The organism is Streptomyces sp. NPDC039462 (assembly GCF_055639375.1).
The window spans coordinates 409657-428079 of the sequence record NZ_JBVKAO010000002.1 but is presented as its reverse complement, the minus strand read 5'-3'; the positions used below and the strand labels follow the sequence as shown (position 1 = coordinate 428079).

18 protein-coding genes are annotated in these 18423 nt (G+C 71.3%); 7 read left to right on the top strand and 11 right to left on the bottom strand.

All coding sequences use genetic code 11. The annotated features are described in order from the left end of the window. Positions 1 to 48: 48 nt before the first annotated feature. The 6 genes from ACZ7LU_RS12610 to mce form a co-directional block, all read right to left on the bottom strand. Positions 49 to 873 carry a hypothetical protein gene (locus tag ACZ7LU_RS12610; RefSeq protein ID WP_471916691.1) on the bottom strand — a complete coding sequence of 275 codons (825 nt, stop codon included), beginning with the start codon at positions 871 to 873 and terminating at the stop codon, positions 49 to 51. A 47-nt stretch (positions 874 to 920) separates the two neighbouring features. Next, positions 921 to 1691, bottom strand: coding sequence for an ABC transporter permease (locus ACZ7LU_RS12605; protein WP_398301275.1), 771 nt, complete (start codon positions 1689 to 1691; stop codon positions 921 to 923). Between the two features lie 3 nt (positions 1692 to 1694). After that, positions 1695 to 2645: an ABC transporter ATP-binding protein gene (locus tag ACZ7LU_RS12600; protein ID WP_471916690.1), complete on the bottom strand. Its 951-nt coding sequence runs from the start codon at positions 2643 to 2645 to the stop codon at positions 1695 to 1697. Between the two features lie 123 nt (positions 2646 to 2768). Beyond that, positions 2769 to 3704, bottom strand: a complete 936-nt coding sequence (locus ACZ7LU_RS12595; protein WP_150216158.1) for a coiled-coil domain-containing protein — start codon at positions 3702 to 3704, stop codon at positions 2769 to 2771. Between the two features lie 182 nt (positions 3705 to 3886). Next, positions 3887 to 7891, bottom strand: coding sequence for a polarized growth protein Scy (scy, locus tag ACZ7LU_RS12590; RefSeq protein WP_471916689.1), 4005 nt, complete (start codon positions 7889 to 7891; stop codon positions 3887 to 3889). A gap of 247 nt (positions 7892 to 8138) precedes the next feature. Beyond that, positions 8139 to 8579, bottom strand: a complete 441-nt coding sequence (gene mce, locus ACZ7LU_RS12585) for a methylmalonyl-CoA epimerase (protein ID WP_362990308.1) — start codon at positions 8577 to 8579, stop codon at positions 8139 to 8141. Positions 8580 to 8717: 138 nt separating this feature from the next. On the opposite strand from mce, the gene ACZ7LU_RS12580 reads away from it, so the two are divergent. Together ACZ7LU_RS12580 and meaB are read left to right on the top strand one after the other, a co-directional pair. Next, positions 8718 to 9920: an acetyl-CoA C-acetyltransferase gene (locus ACZ7LU_RS12580; protein ID WP_398301281.1), complete on the top strand. Its 1203-nt coding sequence runs from the start codon at positions 8718 to 8720 to the stop codon at positions 9918 to 9920. A 92-nt stretch (positions 9921 to 10012) separates the two neighbouring features. Next, entirely contained in the window at positions 10013 to 10969 is a 957-nt protein-coding gene (gene meaB / locus ACZ7LU_RS12575; RefSeq protein WP_398301283.1) for a methylmalonyl Co-A mutase-associated GTPase MeaB, read from the top strand. Between the two features lie 83 nt (positions 10970 to 11052). Here meaB and ACZ7LU_RS12570 read toward each other — a convergent pair whose 3' ends face one another. Beyond that, complete coding sequence (locus ACZ7LU_RS12570; protein WP_471916688.1) at positions 11053 to 11730, bottom strand: PepSY domain-containing protein; 678 nt, start codon at positions 11728 to 11730, stop codon at positions 11053 to 11055. 156 nt (positions 11731 to 11886) lie between these two features. Here ACZ7LU_RS12570 and ACZ7LU_RS12565 point away from each other — a divergent pair, with 156 nt between their 5' ends. Both ACZ7LU_RS12565 and ACZ7LU_RS12560 read left to right on the top strand, forming a co-directional pair. Beyond that, entirely contained in the window at positions 11887 to 12552 is a 666-nt protein-coding gene (locus ACZ7LU_RS12565) for a response regulator transcription factor (RefSeq protein WP_398301287.1), read from the top strand. After that, on the top strand, positions 12549 to 14030 hold the full coding sequence (locus tag ACZ7LU_RS12560; protein WP_471916687.1) for a sensor histidine kinase: 1482 nt from the start codon (positions 12549 to 12551) through the stop codon (positions 14028 to 14030). The genes ACZ7LU_RS12565 and ACZ7LU_RS12560 overlap by 4 nt, the downstream gene beginning before the upstream one ends. Positions 14031 to 14061: 31 nt before the next feature. Here the strand turns inward: ACZ7LU_RS12560 and ACZ7LU_RS12555 are convergent, their stop codons facing one another. From ACZ7LU_RS12555 to ACZ7LU_RS12540, 4 genes are all read right to left on the bottom strand, one after another. Further along, complete coding sequence (locus tag ACZ7LU_RS12555; RefSeq protein WP_398301291.1) at positions 14062 to 14538, bottom strand: MarR family winged helix-turn-helix transcriptional regulator; 477 nt, start codon at positions 14536 to 14538, stop codon at positions 14062 to 14064. A gap of 118 nt (positions 14539 to 14656) precedes the next feature. Further along, the gene (locus tag ACZ7LU_RS12550) at positions 14657 to 15460 is read right to left on the bottom strand and encodes an AIM24 family protein (protein ID WP_398301464.1); all 804 of its coding nucleotides are present in this window, start codon (positions 15458 to 15460) and stop codon (positions 14657 to 14659) included. Further along, entirely contained in the window at positions 15460 to 16110 is a 651-nt protein-coding gene (locus ACZ7LU_RS12545; protein ID WP_468563660.1) for an AIM24 family protein, read from the bottom strand. The genes ACZ7LU_RS12550 and ACZ7LU_RS12545 overlap by 1 nt, the downstream gene beginning before the upstream one ends. A gap of 1 nt (position 16111) precedes the next feature. After that, the gene (locus ACZ7LU_RS12540) at positions 16112 to 16750 is read right to left on the bottom strand and encodes an AIM24 family protein (protein ID WP_468563658.1); all 639 of its coding nucleotides are present in this window, start codon (positions 16748 to 16750) and stop codon (positions 16112 to 16114) included. 167 nt (positions 16751 to 16917) lie between these two features. Here ACZ7LU_RS12540 and ACZ7LU_RS12535 point away from each other — a divergent pair, with 167 nt between their 5' ends. The 3 genes from ACZ7LU_RS12535 (at position 16918) to ACZ7LU_RS12525 (ending at position 18410) form a co-directional block, all read left to right on the top strand. Next, complete coding sequence (locus ACZ7LU_RS12535) at positions 16918 to 17268, top strand: DUF3817 domain-containing protein (RefSeq protein WP_362990326.1); 351 nt, start codon at positions 16918 to 16920, stop codon at positions 17266 to 17268. Next, positions 17265 to 17558, top strand: a complete 294-nt coding sequence (locus tag ACZ7LU_RS12530; protein WP_362990328.1) for an MTH1187 family thiamine-binding protein — start codon at positions 17265 to 17267, stop codon at positions 17556 to 17558. Before ACZ7LU_RS12535 ends, ACZ7LU_RS12530 begins: the two co-directional genes overlap by 4 nt. A 135-nt stretch (positions 17559 to 17693) precedes the next feature. After that, entirely contained in the window at positions 17694 to 18410 is a 717-nt protein-coding gene (locus ACZ7LU_RS12525; protein ID WP_471916686.1) for a hypothetical protein, read from the top strand. Positions 18411 to 18423 lie beyond the last annotated feature (13 nt).

Genomic DNA, 18423 nt, shown 5'->3' with positions numbered 1-18423 from the left:
GAGGATAACGGGGAGCTGACGGTTCCAGCCAAGAGCGAGTAAAAGCGTTTACGGCACCGGGAGCTCCGTCCACGGCAGCACCCAGCCCTCTTCCGCGAAGAGCCGCGTGCCCCGCGCGCGGAGCTCGGGGTCGGCGGCGGCCCGCCGTACCCAGGACGCCGCGTCGGGCCCGAGCAGTTCCCGCAGGCGCGCCGATGCGTCGAGGAGCGCGTCGAGCAGCGCGGCCTGGTCGCCGCCGCCGGGCCGCGGCAGCCCGGTCACCGGGTCGGCGAGGACGCCGCGCACGCTGACGTAGACGTACGCCTCGTCGAGCCGCTCGCCGGACGGCAGGGTCATTTCGTACGCGTCCCCGGGCAGCAGGACGCGCCGGTAGTTGGGGAGCTCGGTGGCGTCGACGGCGGGCAGCTGTGCCGTGTCCAGCCAGGAGACGACGAGGGTGGTCCGCGCGGTGCGGAATCCGTAGGGGGCGGCTGCCACGTACCCGGCCCGGCCGATGTGGGCGGAGCAGCCGATGCCGAGGCCGCGCAGCCGCACGGGCACCATCGGCACGGCGCCGGGGACGCCGCGCCGGGCGAGCTTGTGGGAGAGCTGGCCGGGGGAGGCGTTCGAGCCGACGGCGATGACGGGGTGGCGGCCCGCGACGGGTGTCCGGCCGAGAGCGGTGAGGATGTCGTCCAGTGAGCGGTGCGGCCGGTGGCCGGCGCCGTCGACGGTCCACGCGCCGAGTCCGCCGGGGCGCGGGCGCAGCTCGAGCAGCTCGGCGCCGGTGAGCAGGGCGGGGACCGTGACCGGCAGGCCCGGGTAGGTGAGGGGTTGCAGCGCGGGCACGCCGTCAAGGCCGAGCGCCGCGAGCCCGCGGTCCTGCGTCGTCACATGTCCCTCCGGGGCACGGCGGTCGTACGTCCCTGTGGACGCCGAGATCACGCGTCCCGTTTCTTCAGCAGTACGTACCCACCGAGCAGCGCGAGCACCACCCACGCCACCATGATCGCGAGGCCGCCCCACGGCCCGTACGGGGTGTCGTCGTCGAACGGCGACTTGACCTGCATGATCTTGCTGCCGGCCTGGTCGGGCAGGAAGCGGCCGATCTTCTTCGTCGCCGATACGTTGCCGAGGATGCTGGAGATGAGGAAGAAGAACGGCATCAGGATGCCGAGGGAGAGCATCGGGCTGCGCAGCATCGCCGCGACGCCCATGGAGAACAGCGCGATGAGCGTCATGTAGAGCGCGCCGCCGATCACGGCGCGCAGCACTCCGGGGTCGCCGATCTGCGCCTTGTACGGGCCGAGCATCGCCTGCCCGACGAAGAAGGTGAGGAAGCTGGTGGCCAGGCCCACCACGAAGGCGAGCAGTGTCGCGACGGTGATCTTGCCGAAGAGGAACGCGGCGCGCTGCGGGACCGCCGCGAGCGAGGTGCGGATCATGCCGGTGCTGTACTCGTTCGAGACGACGAGCACCCCGAAGACGATCATCGCGAGCTGACCGAGGGACATCCCGGCGAAGCTGATGAACGTCGGGTCGAAGGTCAGCCTGTCCCTGGCGTCCAGGCTGTCGTAGTCGTTCTTGGACAGGACGCTGATCAACGCGCCGAGCGCGACCGTCACGACGAGGGCGAGCCCGAGCGTCCAGACGGTCGACGAGACCGAGCGGATCTTGGTCCACTCCGATCGCAGTACCTGCGTCGCGGCCATCGCTCAGGCTCCCTTCCGCGGCTGCCAGCCCTGGCCGGGCCCTTTGTGGTCGGCGTGCGCGTGGTACTCGACCGACTCCGCGGTGAGCTGCATGAAGGCCTCCTCCAGGGACGCCTGTTGGGGGCTCAGCTCATGGAGGACGACATGGTTTCGCGCGGCGAGCTCACCGAGCTCCTCCGCGGGGGCACCGTCCACTTCGAGGGCGCCGTCCCCCGCGTCGACGGCGGTGACGCCCGCCCGGTGCAGGACGTCGAGGAGGCGTTCGCGCTGCGGGGAGCGGACTCTGACGTACGAGCGGGAGTTCTGCCGGATGAAGTCGGACATCGACAGGTCGGCGAGGAGGCGGCCCTGGCCGATGACGACGAGGTGGTCGGCGGTGAGCGCCATCTCGCTCATCAGATGCGAGGAGACGAAGACCGTACGCCCTTGTGCGGCAAGGGACTTCATCAGGTTGCGGATCCAGTGGATGCCCTCGGGGTCGAGGCCGTTGACCGGCTCGTCGAACATCAGGATCTCGGGGTCGCCGAGGAGCGCCCCCGCGATGCCGAGCCGCTGGCCCATGCCGAGCGAGAAGCCTTTGGCCTTCTTCTTGGCGACGGCGGTCAGCCCGACGGTGTCCAGGACCTCGGTGACGCGGGCGCGCGGGATGCCGTTGCTCTGCGCGAGGCAGAGCAGGTGGTTGAAGGCGCTGCGGCCGCCGTGCATCGCCTTGGCGTCGAGGAGCGCGCCGATGCACTTGAGCGGGTCCTTCAGCTGGGTGTAGTGCCGGCCGTCGATGCGGACGGCGCCGGCCGAGGGGTGGTCGAGCCCGAGCAGCATGCGCATGGTGGTGGACTTGCCCGCGCCGTTCGGGCCGAGGAAGCCGGTGACCATGCCGGGGCGGACGGTGAAGGTCAGGTTGTTGACGGCCACCTTTTCGCCGTACCGCTTGGTCAGCCCCTCTAGCTCGATCATGCGGCAACGCTAAAACGGGACAAAGCCCCCTGCCACTGGAGAACAGGGGGCTCTGCGCCCCTGGGAAGGGGCGCGGGGAACCGCGCGCTCAGCCACAGCCGGGCCCGCAGGTCCGCTACGGCCTCAGCGGGTCTGCTGAGCCGGCACGCCTCGCGAGACGGGCTCGTCGTCCGCGGGCGTACCCGCGGCGGCGACCGCCGCACCGGTGAGCGTCGCCAGCATCTCCCGCACATTGGTGAGCTGCGCGTTGATGCTGTCGCGGCGGTTCGTGAGGGCGGCGAGCTCGCGCTCGGACTCCGAACGGATCCGGTCCGCCTTCGCGTTCGCGTCGGCCACGATGTCCTCGGCCTGGCGCTGCGCGGTCTCGACGGTCTGCCGGGCGCGGCGCTCCGCGTCGGTGCGCAGCTTCTCCGCCTCCAGGCGCAGCTGCTCCGCACGGTGCTCGATCTCCGCGAGGCGCTTCTCCGCCTTGGCCTGCCGCGAGGCCAGGTCACGCTCGGACTGCTCACGGCGCTTGGCGAGGTTCGTCTCGAAGTCCGCGGCGGCCTGGGCGGCCTTGGCGCGGGTCTCCTCGAAGAGGGCGTCGGCCTCCTCGCGCTTGGACTGCGCGTCCTTCTGGGCCTCGGCCCGCAGCGCGCTCGCCTCGCCCTTGGCCTTCTCGACGATCCGGACGCCCTCGTCCTCGGCCTTGGCCTTGCGCTCGGCGGCGAACGACTCGGCGTCGTTGCGCACCTGCTGGGCGGCGGACTCGGCGAGCTCACGGTGCTGCTCGGCCGCGCGACGGGCCTCCTCGCGCAGGTCCTTCGCCTCCTCCTCGGCGAGGCGGAGGATCTTCTCGACGCGGGCACCGAGACCGGCGTACGACGGCTCGGCGTCGGCGACCTGGGCCTGGGCGTTCTGCGTCTCGAGGTGCAGCTCCTCGATGCGCTTTTCCAGAGCAGTGATACGGGCAAGAGCACTGTCACGGTCGGAGACGAGCTTGGAGATACGTTCGTCCACCTGAGCGCGGTCGTACCCACGCCGCACAAGCTCGAAGCCGTAGGGGGAAGTGTCGCTCATGGGGTTCCTGTCGAATGAGACCGGTGAGGTGATAGAGGGAATCCTAGGGGTCCAAGCGGCGTGTCATCGAGCAGATGCCTGTTTGATCTGGAGAATGACACCCCTTTTGAGTGGCTGACCGTCAGAGCGCTTGCCAGGGACAGGGCCAAAGGTCCTTTCGGAGCACGGCAGATTCCCTTTGACTACCCCTCCGACTGCTTCCCACTCGAACGTGTCGATCCGGCCGCGGCCCCCGCCTTGACGCCGCCCGCGCCGGAGCCGCCGCCCGACCCGGTCTTCGCACCGCTCGACGGGGCCTCGAAAGACTCCAACGCCTCCAGCACGTCCTGGACACGGGAGATCTCCGCATTGATGTCCGCGCGGCGCCGCACCAAAACCTCCAGCTCCTGCTTGCCCTCCTCGACCATACGGGTCGCCTCCGCCTCGGCCTCGGCCTTGATCCGCTCGGCCTCGCGCGTCAGCTCGGCCTTCTTGGTCTCGGCCTCCTTCAGGAGCGCCTCGGCCTTCTTCACGGCGGCGATACGGACCTTGCCCGCCTCCGAGTTGGCGTCCGAGACCAGCTCCTTCGCCTTCGCCTCGGCCTCGGCCAGCTGCTCCTCCGCGGCCTTGACCAGCGCGTCGCACCGCTCGCCCGCGGACTTCATCGCCTCGGCGGACTCGCGGCGGGCGCGGTCGTGCAACTCCTCGATCTCGGCGCTGAGACGGTCGCGCTGCTCCTCCGAGCGCTCCCTTATGGCGGTCGCGTCGCGGCGGGCGCCGACGAGCAGCTCGTCCGCGTCCGTACGGGCCTTCTCCACCAGGGAGTTGCCCTCGACCGTCGCCGCGGCGACCAGGCGCTCGGCCTCCTTGCGGGCCGCGCCGACCATCGTGTCGGCCTGCGCCTCGGCGTCCGTGGTCGCCTTCAGCGCCTTCTCCTGGGCGTCCGACGTCAGCTTCTCGGCCTCCGCCGCGGCCTCCGTGATGAGCGTGTCGACCTGCTCGGCGGCTTCCTGACGGCGCTTGTTGGCCTCCTTGCGGGCCTCGTCGAGGGTGCGCTCGGCCTCCTCGCGCGCCTGGGACGTGAGCCGCTCGGCCTCGCTCGCCGCCGCCGCCTTGACGCGCTCCGACTCGCTGCGGATCCGCTCGGCGTGCTGCTGTGCGGAGTTGACCGTCTCGGCGGCCTCGGCGCGCAGCCGCTCCGCGTCGCCGGAGGCGTCCGAGATGAGCTTCTCGGCCTTCGCCACGGACTCCGCGCGCACCCGCTCCGCCTCGGCGGTGGACTCGGCGCGCAGCCGCTCGGCCTGCTCGACGGCCTCCGTGCGGACGCGCTCGGCCTCGGTGGCGGTCTCGGCCGTGAGCCGCTCCGCCTGCTCGACGGCCTCCGTGCGGACCCGCTCGGCCTCCGCGGCCGTCTCGTTCTGCAGCAGCTCCGCCTCGCTGCGGGCCTCGCCGATCAGGGTGTCGGCCTGGGCCGCCGCGTCGTTGCGGATGCGGTTGGCGTCCTCGCGGGCGTCGGCACGCGTGCGTGCGGCGTCCTGCTCCGCCTGCGCGATGGTGTCCGACGCCTCCGTGCGCACCCGCTGGGCGTGCTCCGAGGCGTCCGAGCGCATCCGCTCGGCCTCCGCGATCGCGTCCGCAACCGTGCGCTCCGCGAGCTCCTTGGCGGCCTCCGAGGCCTCCGTCGCCTCGCGCCGGGTGCGGTTGGCGTCCTCGGTGGCGCGCTCCCGCTCGGCGTAGGCGTCGGCGCGGACGCGGTCAGCCTCCTCCTGCGCCTCCGTCCGCGTGCGCTCGGCGGCGTGCTCGGCGGCCGAGCGCAGCCCCGCGACCTCCTCCTGCGCCGCCTCGTGCAGGCCGGCCACGGAGTCGCGTACGGACTGGGCGTGCTGCTCGGCGGCCGAGACCAGCTCGGTCGCGCGGCGGTCGGCCTCCTCGACGAGCCGGATCGCCTCGGCCTGCGCCTCCTCGACGCGCTTGCGGGCGGACGCGAGGAGCTCCTCGCTCTGCTCGCGGGCCCGCTCACGCTCCTGGTCGGCCTCCGCACGCGCGGAGGCCAGGGTCTCCTCGGACTCGCGGCGGCGGCGGGCCGCCTCCTCCTGGGCGGCGGCGAGCGCCTCGGCGGCCTCCGTGCCGACGCGCTCGGCGGCGGCCGCGGCCTCCGCACGGACCCGGTCGGCCGACTCCTGCGCCTCCGTCTTGAGCCGCTCCGCCTCGGCGGCGGCCTCCGAACGCAGGCGTACGGCGATGTTCTCGCCCTCCGCGCGGGCCTGCGAGGCGTCGGCCGCGGCTTCGTCGCGCAGCCGCTCCGCCTCGGTCTCGGCCTGCGCCTGGAGCGTGCGGATCCGCTCGGCGGACTCGGCGCGCAGCCGGTCCGTCTCGTCCGTGGCCTCCTTGCGCATGCGCGCGGCCTCGGCGCGGGCGTCGGTCAGCGCCTGCTCGGCGGCCGACAGGCGCTCCTCGGCCTCCGTGCGCAGCCGCGTCAGCTCCTCGGCGGCCTCGGCCTGCCGTGCCGCTATGGCCTGCTCGGTCTCCTCGCGCAGCGCCCGCGCGGCCTCCTCGGCCTCGGACCTGGTGGCCTCGGCCTGCTCGGCGGCCTCCTCGCGGTGCCGCTCGGCCTCCTCGCGGGTGCGCTCCAGGGTCTCCTCGGCCTGCGTGCGCAGCGTCGTGGCGCGCTCGACGGCCTCGGTGCGGACCCGGTCGCTCTCGGTGGCCGCGGCCGTGCGCAGCTCCTCGGCGTCGGCCTTCGCCTTGGCGAGGAGCTCCTCGGCGGACTTGGCCGCCTCCTCGATCTCCTTGACCGCCTCGCGCCGCGCCTCGCCCCGGATGCGCTCGCCCTCGGAGACCGCGTCGGCCCGCAGCTGCTCGGCCTCGCCGCGCAGCCGGCGCGCCTCCTCCTGCAGCTCGACGGTCTTGGCGCGGTACTCCTTGGTGTCGTCCTTCGCCGCGCCCTTGAGCTCCTCGGCGATGTCGTGCGCCTCGGCGCGCAGCCGGTCCGCCTCGGCCTCCGCCTCGGACCGGATCCGCTCGGCCTCCTCGGTGGCGGCCTTCGTGGTCTCCTTGGCGTTCTTCGAGGCCTTGTCGAGGACCTCCTCGGCGGTCCGCGCGGCCTTCGCGAGCTGGCTCGCGGTCTCCTCGGCGGTGATCGTGCGCGCCTTCTCGGCGGCGTCCGCGATCAGCTTCTCGGCCTCCGCGCGGGCGTCGGCGACCAGCTGCTCGGCCTCTGATCGGGTGGACTCGGCCTCCTTGGTGGCCTCGCCGACCAGGCGGGCGACCTGCTCCTTGGCGGTCCGCGTGCGCTGTTCGTTCGCCGCCTCCGCGGCCGACAGCTGCTTGGCCGCGGTCTCCTTGGCCTCGGCGAGCACCTTCTCGGCCTCGCCGCGCGCGGTGCGCAGCGCCGTCTCGGCCTCGGCCATGCGCTGCTCGGCGGCCCGGCTCGCCTCGGCGGCCTGGCGGCGCGCCTGCTCGGACTCGGTCGCCGTGGTGGAGCGCAGCTGCTCGGCGTGGTCGGTGGCCTCCTGGGCCTGGGTGGACGCGGCGTTCAGCAGGCGCTCGGCGTCGGTGCGGGCGCGGCGCAGGATCGCCTCGGCCTCGGCGCGGGCGGCCTCGGCGTCGCCGGCCAGGCGCTGGCGGGCCTCCTCGGCGATCCGGGCGGCCTCGGCGCGGGCGGCGGCCAGGGCCTGGTCGGCCTCGGCGCGCGACTCGTCGAGGAGGCGGCGGGCCTGCTGTTCCGTGCGGGCCCTGAGCTGCTCGGCCCAGGCCACGTTCTCGTTGACGTGGGACTCGACGGTCCTGCGGCGCTCGGCCAGCTCCTGGTCGAGCTGCTGGCGGCGCGAGACGGCCTCGGCGTGCAGCTCGGACTGGAGGCGGGCCTGCTGCTCGGCGTGCTCCTGGAGGATCCGCTGGGTCTGCGCGCGGGCGTCGCGGAGCTCGCGCTCGGCGTCGGCGCGCAGCTGCTCGGCCTGGATCTGGGCATTGCGGAGCAACTGCTCGGCCTGATACCCGATGTCCGCGCTGTCGTAGGCAGGGCGGGACGCGAGGTTGCGGCGCGCCTCGTGCAGCTTGGCGCGCAACACCTCGACCTGGTAGCCGAGGTCCTCGGCGTGCTGGACGGCTTTCTCCCGCTCGGTCTTCAGCCGATCCATCTCGGCCTCGAACCGCGACAGACTGTCGGTCTCAGCCCGCGAGTTCTCTTGGCGTTCGTAGCCCCGCACTGCGCGGTCCCATCCTTCCCCGAGCTCTCGGCTGCGCTCGAGCAGGGGAGGCCCCACTCCTGGTCGCAATTCTCTCCAACGAGCCCCGTCCATCCGCCGAACGGGGCCCCCGGGGGAATGGTGTCAGATCAACAGCGGAGCATGAGCTGCTGCCCCGACGCTCGTCCCCCGAAACCCGGACCCCGGTATGTGGCCGCCCGAAGTTCGGACGGCCGCCACTAACCCTACCGGCCCAGATATACGGAGGTCAGTGCTCCGGTGCCTCGGAGGGTGCCGAAGTGACAAGTTCCGTAAGGACACCGTGGCAGTCCTTCGGGTGCAGGAACGTGATGCGCGACCCCATGGAGCCGATCCGGGGCTCTTCGTAGAGGACGCGTACGCCCTTGTCCTTGATGGCCGCGGCGTCGCCGTCCACGTCCGCGGTGCCGAAGGCGATGTGGTGCACGCCCTCGCCGTTCTTGGCCAGCCACTTGCCGACCGCGGAGTCGTCGCGGGTCGGTTCCAGGAGCTGGAGGTAGGAGGCACCTCCGTCACTCGTCTCGTTGATTTTGAGCATGGCCTCGCGCACGCCCTGCTCTTCGTTGACCTCGGTGTGGAAGACCTCGAATCCGTACGTCGCACGGTAGAACTCGACGGTCTTGTCGAGGTCGAAACAGGCGATCCCGATGTGGTCGATTCGCGTCAGCATGGTTCAAGTGCAGCGCTTGCCGCAGTGATTACGCAACGTGCGCGCGATCACAGTCGCCGCCCGATGACGGCAGGGGTACTGCTCAGTACATTCAGATAAACCCTCGTTAACTCCTCTCCTCCCAAGGGGTCGTCGCACATGGCAGGAACGACCGGCACCACCTCAGTGATCGTCGCGGGCGCACGCACGCCCATGGGCCGTCTCCTCGGCTCGCTGAAGTCCTTCTCGGGTGCGGATCTGGGGGGCTTCGCGATCAAGGCCGCGCTGGAACGCGCGGGAATCGGCGGCGACCAGGTCCAGTACGTGATCATGGGCCAGGTGCTCCAGGCCGGGGCAGGGCAGATCCCGGCACGCCAGGCCGCCGTCAAGGCGGGCATCCCCATGAACGTCCCCGCGCTGACCGTCAACAAGGTCTGCCTCTCGGGCCTCGACGCCATCGCGCTCGCCGACCAGCTGATCCGCGCCGGCGAGTTCGACATCGTGGTGGCCGGCGGTCAGGAGTCCATGACCAACGCCCCCCACCTGCTCCCCAAGTCCCGCGAGGGATACAAGTACGGCGCGATCGAGATGCTCGACTCCATGGCGCACGACGGCCTCACCGACTCCTTCGACGGCGTCGCGATGGGCGAGTCGACGGAGAAGCACAACACCCGCCTCGGCATCCGCCGTGCGGTGCAGGACGAGGTGGCCGCCCTCTCCCACCAGCGCGCCGCGGCCGCCCAGAAGAACGGCCTGTTCGAGGCCGAGATCACCCCGGTCGAGATCCCGCAGCGCAAGGGCGACCCGGTGCTCTTCGCCAAGGACGAGGGCATCCGCCCGGAGACCACCGCCGAGTCCCTCGGCAAGCTGCGCCCGGCCTTCGCCAAGGACGGCACGATCACGGCGGGCTCCGCCTCGCAGATCTCCGACGGCGCCGCCGCGGTCGTCGTCATGTCCAAGGCCAAGGCCGAGGAGCTGGGCCTCGACTGGCTCGCCGAGATCGGTGCGCACGGCAATGTGGCGGGACCCGACAACTCGCTCCAGTCCCAGCCGTCCAACGCCATACAGCACGCGCTGAAGAAGGAGGGCCTGGAGGTCTCCGACCTCGACCTGATCGAGATCAACGAAGCCTTCGCCGCCGTCGCGGTGCAGTCAATGAACGACCTCGGAGTTTCCACGGAAAAGGTGAACGTCAACGGCGGAGCCATCGCGCTGGGTCACCCGATCGGCATGTCCGGCGCGCGCCTCGTACTGCACCTCGCCCTGGAGCTGAAGCGGCGGGGCGGCGGCGTGGGCGCGGCCGCGCTGTGCGGTGGCGGCGGTCAGGGCGACGCCCTGATCGTGAAGGTGGCCAAGGCCTGACCCGGCGGTATCCCGTCCTGTACGTGTGCGTGACGTGACGCGTAGGGGGCGGTACTCCCGTCCCGTACGCGTACGTAGTGAACGGAGCTGTGATGCAGGACGTCCCCTCCCTGGTGGCGCAGGCCCGCGAGGGCAGGCCGCGGGCCGTGGCCCGGCTGATCTCACTGGTCGAGGGGGCGTCACCGCAGCTGCGGGAAGTGATGGCGGCGCTGGCGCCGCTCGCGGGCCACGCCTACGTGGTCGGTCTCACGGGATCGCCCGGTGTCGGCAAGTCGACATCGACGTCCGCGCTCGTGAGCTCCTACCGGCGGGCCGGAAAGCGGGTCGGCGTCCTCGCCGTGGACCCGTCGTCCCCCTTCTCCGGAGGCGCGCTCCTCGGCGACCGCGTCCGGATGTCGGACCACGCGTCCGACCCCGGTGTCTACATCCGCTCCATGGCCACGCGCGGTCACCTCGGCGGGCTCGCGTGGGCCGCGCCGCAGGCCATCCGCGTCCTGGACGCGGCGGGCTGCGACGTGATCCTCGTCGAGACCGTCGGCGTCGGCCAGTCCGAGGTGGAGATCGCCTCCCAGGCGGACACGTCGGTGGTGCTCCTCGCGCCCGGCATGGGCGACGGCATCCAGGCGGCCAAGGCCGGAATCCTGGAGATCGGCGACGTGTACGTCGTGAACAAGGCGGACCGCGACGGCGCCGACGCGACCGCGCGCGAGCTGAACCACATGCTGGGCCTCGGTGAGTCCCGCGGCCCCGGCGACTGGCGGCCGCCCATCGTGAAGACGGTCGCGGCGCGCGGCGAAGGCGTCGACGAGGTCGTGGAGGCGCTGGAGAAGCACCGGGCGTGGATGGAGGAGCGCGGTGTCCTCGCCGAGCGGCGGGTGGCCCGCGCCTCCCGGGAGGTCGAGACGATCGCCGTCACGACGCTGCGGGAGCGGATCGGGTCCCTGCACGGCGACCTCAGGCTGTCCGCGCTCGCGGAGCGCATCGTGGCGGGGGAGCTGGATCCGTACACGGCCGCGGACGAGCTGGTCGAGGGGCTCACGGACAGCTAGGCCGAGCCAGGGCGGACGCGTACGGCCCGGACCTGGGGTCCGGGCCGTAGGTGTATCGATGTGCTGGGAGGCGATGGTCCGTATCAGTCGTCGGAGCCGTCGTCGTCGTGGTCGCCCTGGTCGTCACGGTCGTCGTGGTCCGCGGTGACCTTGCCGGTCTTCAGGTCGACGTTGTACTCGGACTCTGCGCCCTTGGAGTCGGTGGTCTCCACGCTCCAGGTGGTCGCCCGGCTGTCGTCGTCCAGGTCCACGGAGGTCACGGTGCCCTTGTCGGCGCCGGCCCGCGCGGCGTCCGCGGCGGTCACGGAGGCGCCCTTCAGCGCGGAGTTCAGCCGGGCCGCGTCGGCGGCGTCGTCACCGTCGTCGTCCTTCTCCGTCCAGGAGCCGAGAACCTTGCCGGTGCCCGGGTCGACCTCGACGCTGTGCCACGTCTTGCCGTTCAGGATGTCGACGTCCCAGACCAAGCCGCCGTCCTCGTCGTCGAGCTCGGCGGAGACCGCGGTGCCCTTGGTGTCGGCGAGGGCGGCCTTGACGGCGTCCGCGGCGTTCACCTTGGCGGCCTTCGCCTCGGCGGTGTTCTCCGCGGCGTCGTCGCGGTCGTCGTCCTTGCGGTCGTCGTCGCGGTCGTGGTCCTTCAGCTGCACGCTCGACCGGTTGGCGGCGCCCGACTCGTCGTCGCCGGTGACCGCGAGGGCGGTGGCGGTGCCACCTCCGACGAGCGTGAGTGCGGCGACGGTGGCGATGACGATGTTGCGCTTCATGGGGTCCCTCCCGAGACGGTCTGTTGCTGCGAGCTGTCGCTTCGGGCTGTTGTTGCGAGCCGTTGTTGCGACGAGGACCAATCTGCCGGGGCGATCCTGAACCCACGCTGAAGCCGCCTGAAGAACTCTTCAGCTTCGCTCTGCCACCCTGAGCGCATGCGTTTGTTGATCGTGGAGGACGAGAAGCGGCTCGCCCTGTCGCTCGCCAAGGGCCTGACCGCCGAGGGCTACGCCGTCGACGTCGTCCACGACGGCGTCGACGGGCTGCACCGGGCGAGCGAGGGCACGTACGACCTGGTGATCCTCGACATCATGCTGCCCGGCATGAACGGCTACCGCGTCTGCTCCACCCTGCGCGCGGCGGGCAACGAGGTGCCGATCCTGATGCTCACCGCCAAGGACGGCGAGTACGACGAGGCGGAGGGCCTCGACACGGGCGCGGACGACTACCTCACCAAGCCCTTCTCGTACGTCGTGCTGGTCGCCCGCGTGAAGGCGCTGCTGCGCCGCCGCGGCGGCGCGGGCCCGTCCCCGGTGCACGTCCTGGGCGACCTCAAGGTCGACACGGCCGCACGCCGCGTCTTCCGCGGCGAGGACGAGATCACCCTCACCGCCAAGGAGTTCGCGGTCCTTGAGCAGCTGGTGCTGCGGGCGGGCGAGGTGGTCTCCAAGGGCGACATCCTGGAGCACGTCTGGGACTTCGCGTACGAAGGCGATCCCAACATCGTCGAGGTGTACGTGAGCACGCTGCGGCGCAAGCTCGGCGCGGCCCTCATCAAGACCGTGCGCGGCGCCGGATACCGCTTGGAGGCCCCGCGATGAGCAGGCTGTTCGGATCGGTGCGGGCCAGGGCCACGCTGGGCGCGAGCCTGGTCGTCGCCCTCGCCCTGGTCGCCGCGGGCGCCGCCGTGCTGCTCGCGCTGCGGGCCAACCTCACCGATCAGGCGGACGGGCGCGCCGACTCGGCGGCCCGCGACGTCGCCTCGCAGCTGGTGGCGGGCCGGCCGTTCGCGGACCTCGACCTGCCGGACGAGGACGACAGCCCGGTGCAGGTCCTCGACGAGCAGGGCAGGCTGGTCGCCGCCAGCGACGACCTGGAGTGGATCAGCGGCACCGGGACCGGCGCGGTCAAGCCCGTCGGGGCCGCCCCCGCGCGCTCCGGCGGCGAGGACAGGAGCGACGACGCGGACGACAGGGACGACAGGGACGACAAGGGCGACGCGGCAGAGGCCGGTGAGGCGGCCGAGCTCGGAGAGATCGACGAGGACGCCGAGTACAGCTCCGGGTCCGCCACCGTCGACGGCGAGAGCGCCGACTACCGGTTCGCCGCCGTCGAGGTGAGCACGGAGAAGCGGGGCGACCTCACGGTCTACGCGGGCGGTTCGCTCGCCGACGAGCAGAGCGCCACGTCGACGGCGCTGACGTCCATGCTGATCGGCTTCCCGCTGCTCCTCGCGGTCGTCGCCGGGGTCACCTGGCTGGTGACGCGGCGCGCGCTGCGCCCGGTGGCGGCGATCACCGCGGAGATGTCCGCGATCACCGCGTCGGAGGATCTCGCGCGCCGCGTGCCCGAGCCGGACACGCACGACGAGATCGCCCGGCTCGCCCGCACCACGAACGAGACGCTCACCGCCCTGCAGACCTCGGTGGAGCGCCAGCGCCGGTTCGTGGCGGACGCCTCGCACGAGCTGCGCAGCCCCATCGCGTCGCTCCGGACCCAGCTCGAAGTGGGCGTGGCCCACCCGGAGTTGCTGGACGTCGACGGCGCCGTCGAGGACACCGTGCGGCTTCAGGAACTCGCCGCCGACCTGCTGCTGCTGGCCCGCCTGGACGCGGGGGAGAAGCCGGGGGAGGGCCGGGTCGACCTGGCGGCGTTCGTCCGTGAGGAGCTGTCGCAGCGCACCCGGGACCGCGTCGACGTGCACACCGAGCTGAAGAGCGTGGAAGTCGCGGGCTCGCGCGGTCAGTTGGCGCGGGTGCTCGGGAACCTGCTGAACAACGCCCAGCGGCACGCGCGCTCCCGCGTCACGGTGTCCACCCGGAGAGATGGCGCCTGGGCGGTCCTCGAGGTGTCCGATGACGGGAGCGGCGTGCCGGAGAGCGAACGGGAGCGGATCTTCGAGCGGTTCGTACGGCTCGACGACGCGCGGACCCGCGACGAGGGCGGGGCCGGTCTGGGCCTCGCCATCGCGCGGGACGTGGCGGTGCGGCACGGCGGCACGCTCGTGGTGTGTGAGGCGCCGTCCGGTGGTGCGCTGTTCGAGCTCCGGCTGCCCTGCCCTCAATCGTCGGCGGAGTGAGGATCGGTGCGGCCGGCCGTGGCGGAGCGGGTCAGGGCTTTCCGCGCTGGGAGCGCAGGTGTTCCGCGATCGGGGTCAGGGCCTTGCGCAGTTCGTCGAGGGCCTCGGCGGAGATGAGATCGACGAAGTGCCGCCGGACGGAGGCGACATGGTGCGGAGCCACCTTCTGCATGGTCTCCATGCCTTCCTCGGTGAGGACGGTGTAGAGCCCTCGCCGGTCGGACTCGCAGTTCTCCCGGCGCACCAGGCCCGCGTTCTCCATGCGGGTGATCTGGTGGGACAGGCGACTCTTGGACTGCAGGGTGGCGGCGGCAAGATCACTCATGCGCATCCGCCGCTCTTCCGATTCGGAGAGGTAAACGAGAATGTCGTAGTCGTTCATGGTCAGGTTGAACGGCTGAAGGTCCTTTTCGAGCTGATAAGTCAGCATCCTGTTGACCTCCACGTGGGTACGCCAGGCGCACTGTTCCTCGTCGGTCAGCCACTGCGGGGCCGTCTCGGTCTCCATGGAATCGATTCTACCTAAGAAGTTGAAAGGTGAACGAATGGTGGGATGTGACGCGCCTCGCACCACCTGCCTCTCGGAGGGGCACAGGCGTTCGCCGTCACACTCCGCAGACTACCGCTCACAGCCCGAAGCGACGCTGGAGGTCCCCCAGTTGTCCGGGAAGGCGCGGTGCCCCCGGCTGCTGACCCGGTTGCCCCGGAGTGCCCCGTCCGCCGGGTACGCCCCCCTGGTGCGGCACCTCGCCCGTGGCCTGCTCGGGCAGCAGTGCCTCGGTGGACTGCAGCAGGACCGTGCCGGCCCCCACGAACTCGAACTGATGCTCCTCGCCGGATGTTCCGCCGATGCCGGTCAGCGCCCGCACGCCGCCGATCACGCCGGTGAGGTAGCCGTGGTCGTAGTGATGGCAGGGTGAGGGGCAGTCCGCCCAGCCCACGAGCGCCTGTGGATCGACGCGGATCGGCGGCTCCATGAAGACCACCGGGCCGTTCGACGCGGCGACGAACTTGCCCGTGCCGATGAGCGTCAGAAAACCCGGAACGATCGACTGCTTGAGCGCGAGAGTTGGCTGAAAAGCGAGGAGGTTGCCGGAGCGAATGGTCAGGTTGCCCTCTTCCAAGTCATACGAATTCACGTCGAAGGCCCGGTCGGCGAGGAGCATCTTGCCCTGGCCGTCCGCCACGACCCAGTCGCTCGCGTGCAGCGGCGAATGGAAACTGGTCCGGACCAAACGGTCGAGGCGGCCGTGCCCGATGCCGTTGAAGTCGATCCGGCCGTAGTAGGCGATCATCTTTCCCTTCTGCAGGAACCACTGGGAGCCTTTGAGCTCCACGCAGAAGGTGTGTGCGTTGACGTTGTCGTCGCTCGGCAGGGTCAGGGGGTCGAACACGGCGGGCGCCCCCGCGGCGGTCGAGACGTTCGGAATCACAGCTTTTCCTCCGATGCCTGGACGTAGACCGCGCCGGTCCCCGAGAGCTCCAGCTGGAAGGTCTCGCCGGAGCCGCGGCCCACCATGTCGCGCCAGCCGAGCGCGGTGGAGAGCTTGTTGCGCACGTCGCCGTGGTGGGCAACGTACGCCTGGGGGTCGACGTGGACGGGGCGCTGGGGGGTGACCGGGATCTCGATGACGCCGCCGTGCGCCATGACGGCGACCGAACCGTGGCCCTTCAGGGTCGTGGTGAACAGGCCCTGGCCGCTGACCTGGCCGCGCACCATGCCCATGACGCCGCCCTGTGAGCCCAGGAACATGGTGCCCTGCTGGAGCGTGCCGTCGAAGGCGAGCAGGCGGTCCGCCTCCACGTACAGGGTGTCTCCGGAGAGGGCGATCACCTGGATGTGGTGGCCGCCGTGCCCGAAGAGGACCGTGCCGCTGCCGTCGACGGTCATCAGGGGCGTCGCCTCGCCCGCGACCCGGCGACCGATCATGGACGCCAGACCGCCCTGGCCGCCCTGGAGATTCGGGGTGAAGGAGACGTCTCCCTGATAGGCCAGCATGGCGCCGCGCTGGCTGAAGATCTTGGCGCCCGGCCGCACGGTGGCCTCGACCATCTTCGAATTGATCTCACGGAAGGGCATGTCACACGTCCCCGGCGATCGTGGTGCGCTCACTGGGCTGGACATAGACGAGGCCCTCGCCCTCGAAGCGGATCTGGAAGGCCTCGCCGCCGCCCTCGCCCATGAAGGTGCGGAAGGTGACACCGGACTGGAAGCTCTGCCGGACGTCGCCCTGGTGCGCGATGTACGCCCCCGGGTCCACCGTCAGCGGATACTGCCGGGAGACGCGCAGGGCCACCGCCGGGCCGTCGGAGACGATCGCCGCCTGGCCGGTGCCCTCGACGGTCGTGGTGAACAGTCCGTTCCCCTGGGTCGCGCCGCGCAGGCCCGTGAAGCTGGTGCCGGTGCGCAGGCCGGCGTCGGTACAGAGCAGGTTGCTCGCCTCGACGTACAGCTTCTCGCCCTGCAGGCGCACCAGGTTGATCTCCGCGGCGCGGTCGGCGAACCAGCAGGTGCCGTGCCCCTTCACCTCCATCACCGTCAGCTGCTCGCCGGTGACGCGGCGGGTCACCATGCCCCTGATGCCCTCGCCGCCGCCGGTCATCTTCTTGAAGGCCATCCGGCCGTCGTACGCCACCATTGAGCCGTTCTTCGCCTTGACGGCGTCGCCGGTCATGTCGACGGCGAGCACTCTGCTCCCTTGGAGCCGAAATGTAGCCACGAATCGACGGTAGCCGCCGCGTACTCACCCAGAACAGGGTGAAGGCCCCTGAGCGAACCCGGAGAACACCCCGATGTCACAATGGGGGTCGCTTGTGCGTCCGTTCACAAGATCGACGCCGACGAGCCCCCACCCGTGCCTGCCGTCCGTCCCACCGAAGGTGACCCGTGGACATCAAAACCGCTTCCGCACTCCGCCGCCTCCGCCTGGTCTCCGTGCCCGAGGGCATCTCCTGGATCGTGCTGTTGGTCTGCACGATCATCAAGTACACGGTCGCGGAGGGGTTCAACGTCGCGCCGGTGCTCGGCCCGATCCACGGTGTGCTCTTCATCCTCTACGTGCTCTTCTGGCTCGACGCCTGGAACCGCACGAAGTGGGACGCCAAGACCGGCATCCTCTACTTCGCGTTCTCGATCATCCCCGGCGGCGGCTTCATGGCCGAGCGCAAGCTGAAGCGTGAGGCCGAGGCCGCCGTGATCGCCTCGCGCGCCCGCAAGGAAGGTGTCGTCAACGCATGATCGTCGCCTTCTCCGTGACCCCGCTCGGGGTCGGCGAGGACGTCGGTGAGTACGTCGCCGACGCGGTCCGCGTGGTCCGCGAGTCGGGGCTGCCCCACCGGACCGACGCCATGTTCACGTCCGTCGAGGGCGAGTGGGACGAGGTGATGGACGTCGTGAAGCGCGCCGTCGCCGCGGTCGAGGCGCGTGCGCCGCGCGTCTCCGTCGTCATGAAGGCGGACATCCGCCCCGGCGTGACGGACGGCCTCACCTCCAAGGTCGAGACGGTGGAGCGCCACCTGTCCGCGTAGCCCTCCCGCGCTCCGAGAAGCCCCCGCCCTTTGGGTGGGGGCTTCTTTTTCGCTCAGCGACTTGAGCGACTGCTCAAAAAGCCGTACTTTCGTGTTGAGCAGTCGCTCAAAAACACGTTGACGTGGGGGTTTGTCGTGGGCCTGTACATCGAGGCACGGATACGCGCCGATCTGGACGACCTCTGGGCACGCACCCAGGAGCCCGGCTCACACCAACGGTGGGACCTTCGCTTCACCGAGATCGACTACCTGCCGTGCCGGGAGGGCGAGCCGCGGCACTTCCGCTACGCCACGCGCGTGCTGCCCTTCCTGACCATCGCCGGCACCGGGATCTCCGCGGGGGAGAAGCGGCGCCCCGACGGCACCAGGACCTCCGCCCTGCGTTTCGCCTGCCCGCACCCGCTCTCCCTCCTCGAAGAGGGCAGCGGCTACTGGCGCTACGTACCGACGCCGGACGGCGACATCCGCTTCCTCACCGGGTACGACTACCGCCCGCGCTGGGGCCGTTTCGGGAGGATCGCCGACCGCGCCGTGCTGCGCCCCCTGATGGGCTGGGCGACGGCCTGGTCCTTCGACCGCCTCAGGCTCTGGCTGGAGCGGGGCATCACCCCGGAACGCGCCCTCCTGCACGCGGTCGCGGAGTTCACCGCCCGCGTCCTCCTCGTCGTGGCCGCGGTCGTCCTCGCCCCCATGACGGCCCTGGCGACAGCGGCCCTGATGCTGATGCTGCCGCCGCTGCCCACGACGCCGGCGGCCCGCCGCTGCCTGCGCACCCCACCGGCACGCGCGCGTGACCCACGGCTCCTCGCCACACTCGCGCCGCTCACCGCGCCGAAGGGGCAGCACTCGTGACGCAGCACACATC

What these genes read in the sequence shown, in the direction of transcription:
- ACZ7LU_RS12605 (WP_398301275.1), bottom strand. Translation starts at nt 1,691, where the DNA reads ATGGCCGCGACGCAGGTACTGCGATCGGAGTGGACCAAGATCCGCTCG.
- ACZ7LU_RS12600 (WP_471916690.1), bottom strand. Translation starts at nt 2,645, where the DNA reads ATGATCGAGCTAGAGGGGCTGACCAAGCGGTACGGCGAAAAGGTGGCC.
- ACZ7LU_RS12595 (WP_150216158.1), bottom strand. Translation starts at nt 3,704, where the DNA reads ATGAGCGACACTTCCCCCTACGGCTTCGAGCTTGTGCGGCGTGGGTAC.
- mce (WP_362990308.1), bottom strand. Translation starts at nt 8,579, where the DNA reads ATGCTGACGCGAATCGACCACATCGGGATCGCCTGTTTCGACCTCGAC.
- ACZ7LU_RS12580 (WP_398301281.1), top strand. Translation starts at nt 8,718, where the DNA reads ATGGCAGGAACGACCGGCACCACCTCAGTGATCGTCGCGGGCGCACGC.
- meaB (WP_398301283.1), top strand. Translation starts at nt 10,013, where the DNA reads ATGCAGGACGTCCCCTCCCTGGTGGCGCAGGCCCGCGAGGGCAGGCCG.
- ACZ7LU_RS12570 (WP_471916688.1), bottom strand. Translation starts at nt 11,730, where the DNA reads ATGAAGCGCAACATCGTCATCGCCACCGTCGCCGCACTCACGCTCGTC.
- ACZ7LU_RS12565 (WP_398301287.1), top strand. Translation starts at nt 11,887, where the DNA reads ATGCGTTTGTTGATCGTGGAGGACGAGAAGCGGCTCGCCCTGTCGCTC.
- ACZ7LU_RS12560 (WP_471916687.1), top strand. Translation starts at nt 12,549, where the DNA reads ATGAGCAGGCTGTTCGGATCGGTGCGGGCCAGGGCCACGCTGGGCGCG.
- ACZ7LU_RS12555 (WP_398301291.1), bottom strand. Translation starts at nt 14,538, where the DNA reads ATGGAGACCGAGACGGCCCCGCAGTGGCTGACCGACGAGGAACAGTGC.
- ACZ7LU_RS12545 (WP_468563660.1), bottom strand. Translation starts at nt 16,110, where the DNA reads ATGCCCTTCCGTGAGATCAATTCGAAGATGGTCGAGGCCACCGTGCGG.
- ACZ7LU_RS12530 (WP_362990328.1), top strand. Translation starts at nt 17,265, where the DNA reads ATGATCGTCGCCTTCTCCGTGACCCCGCTCGGGGTCGGCGAGGACGTC.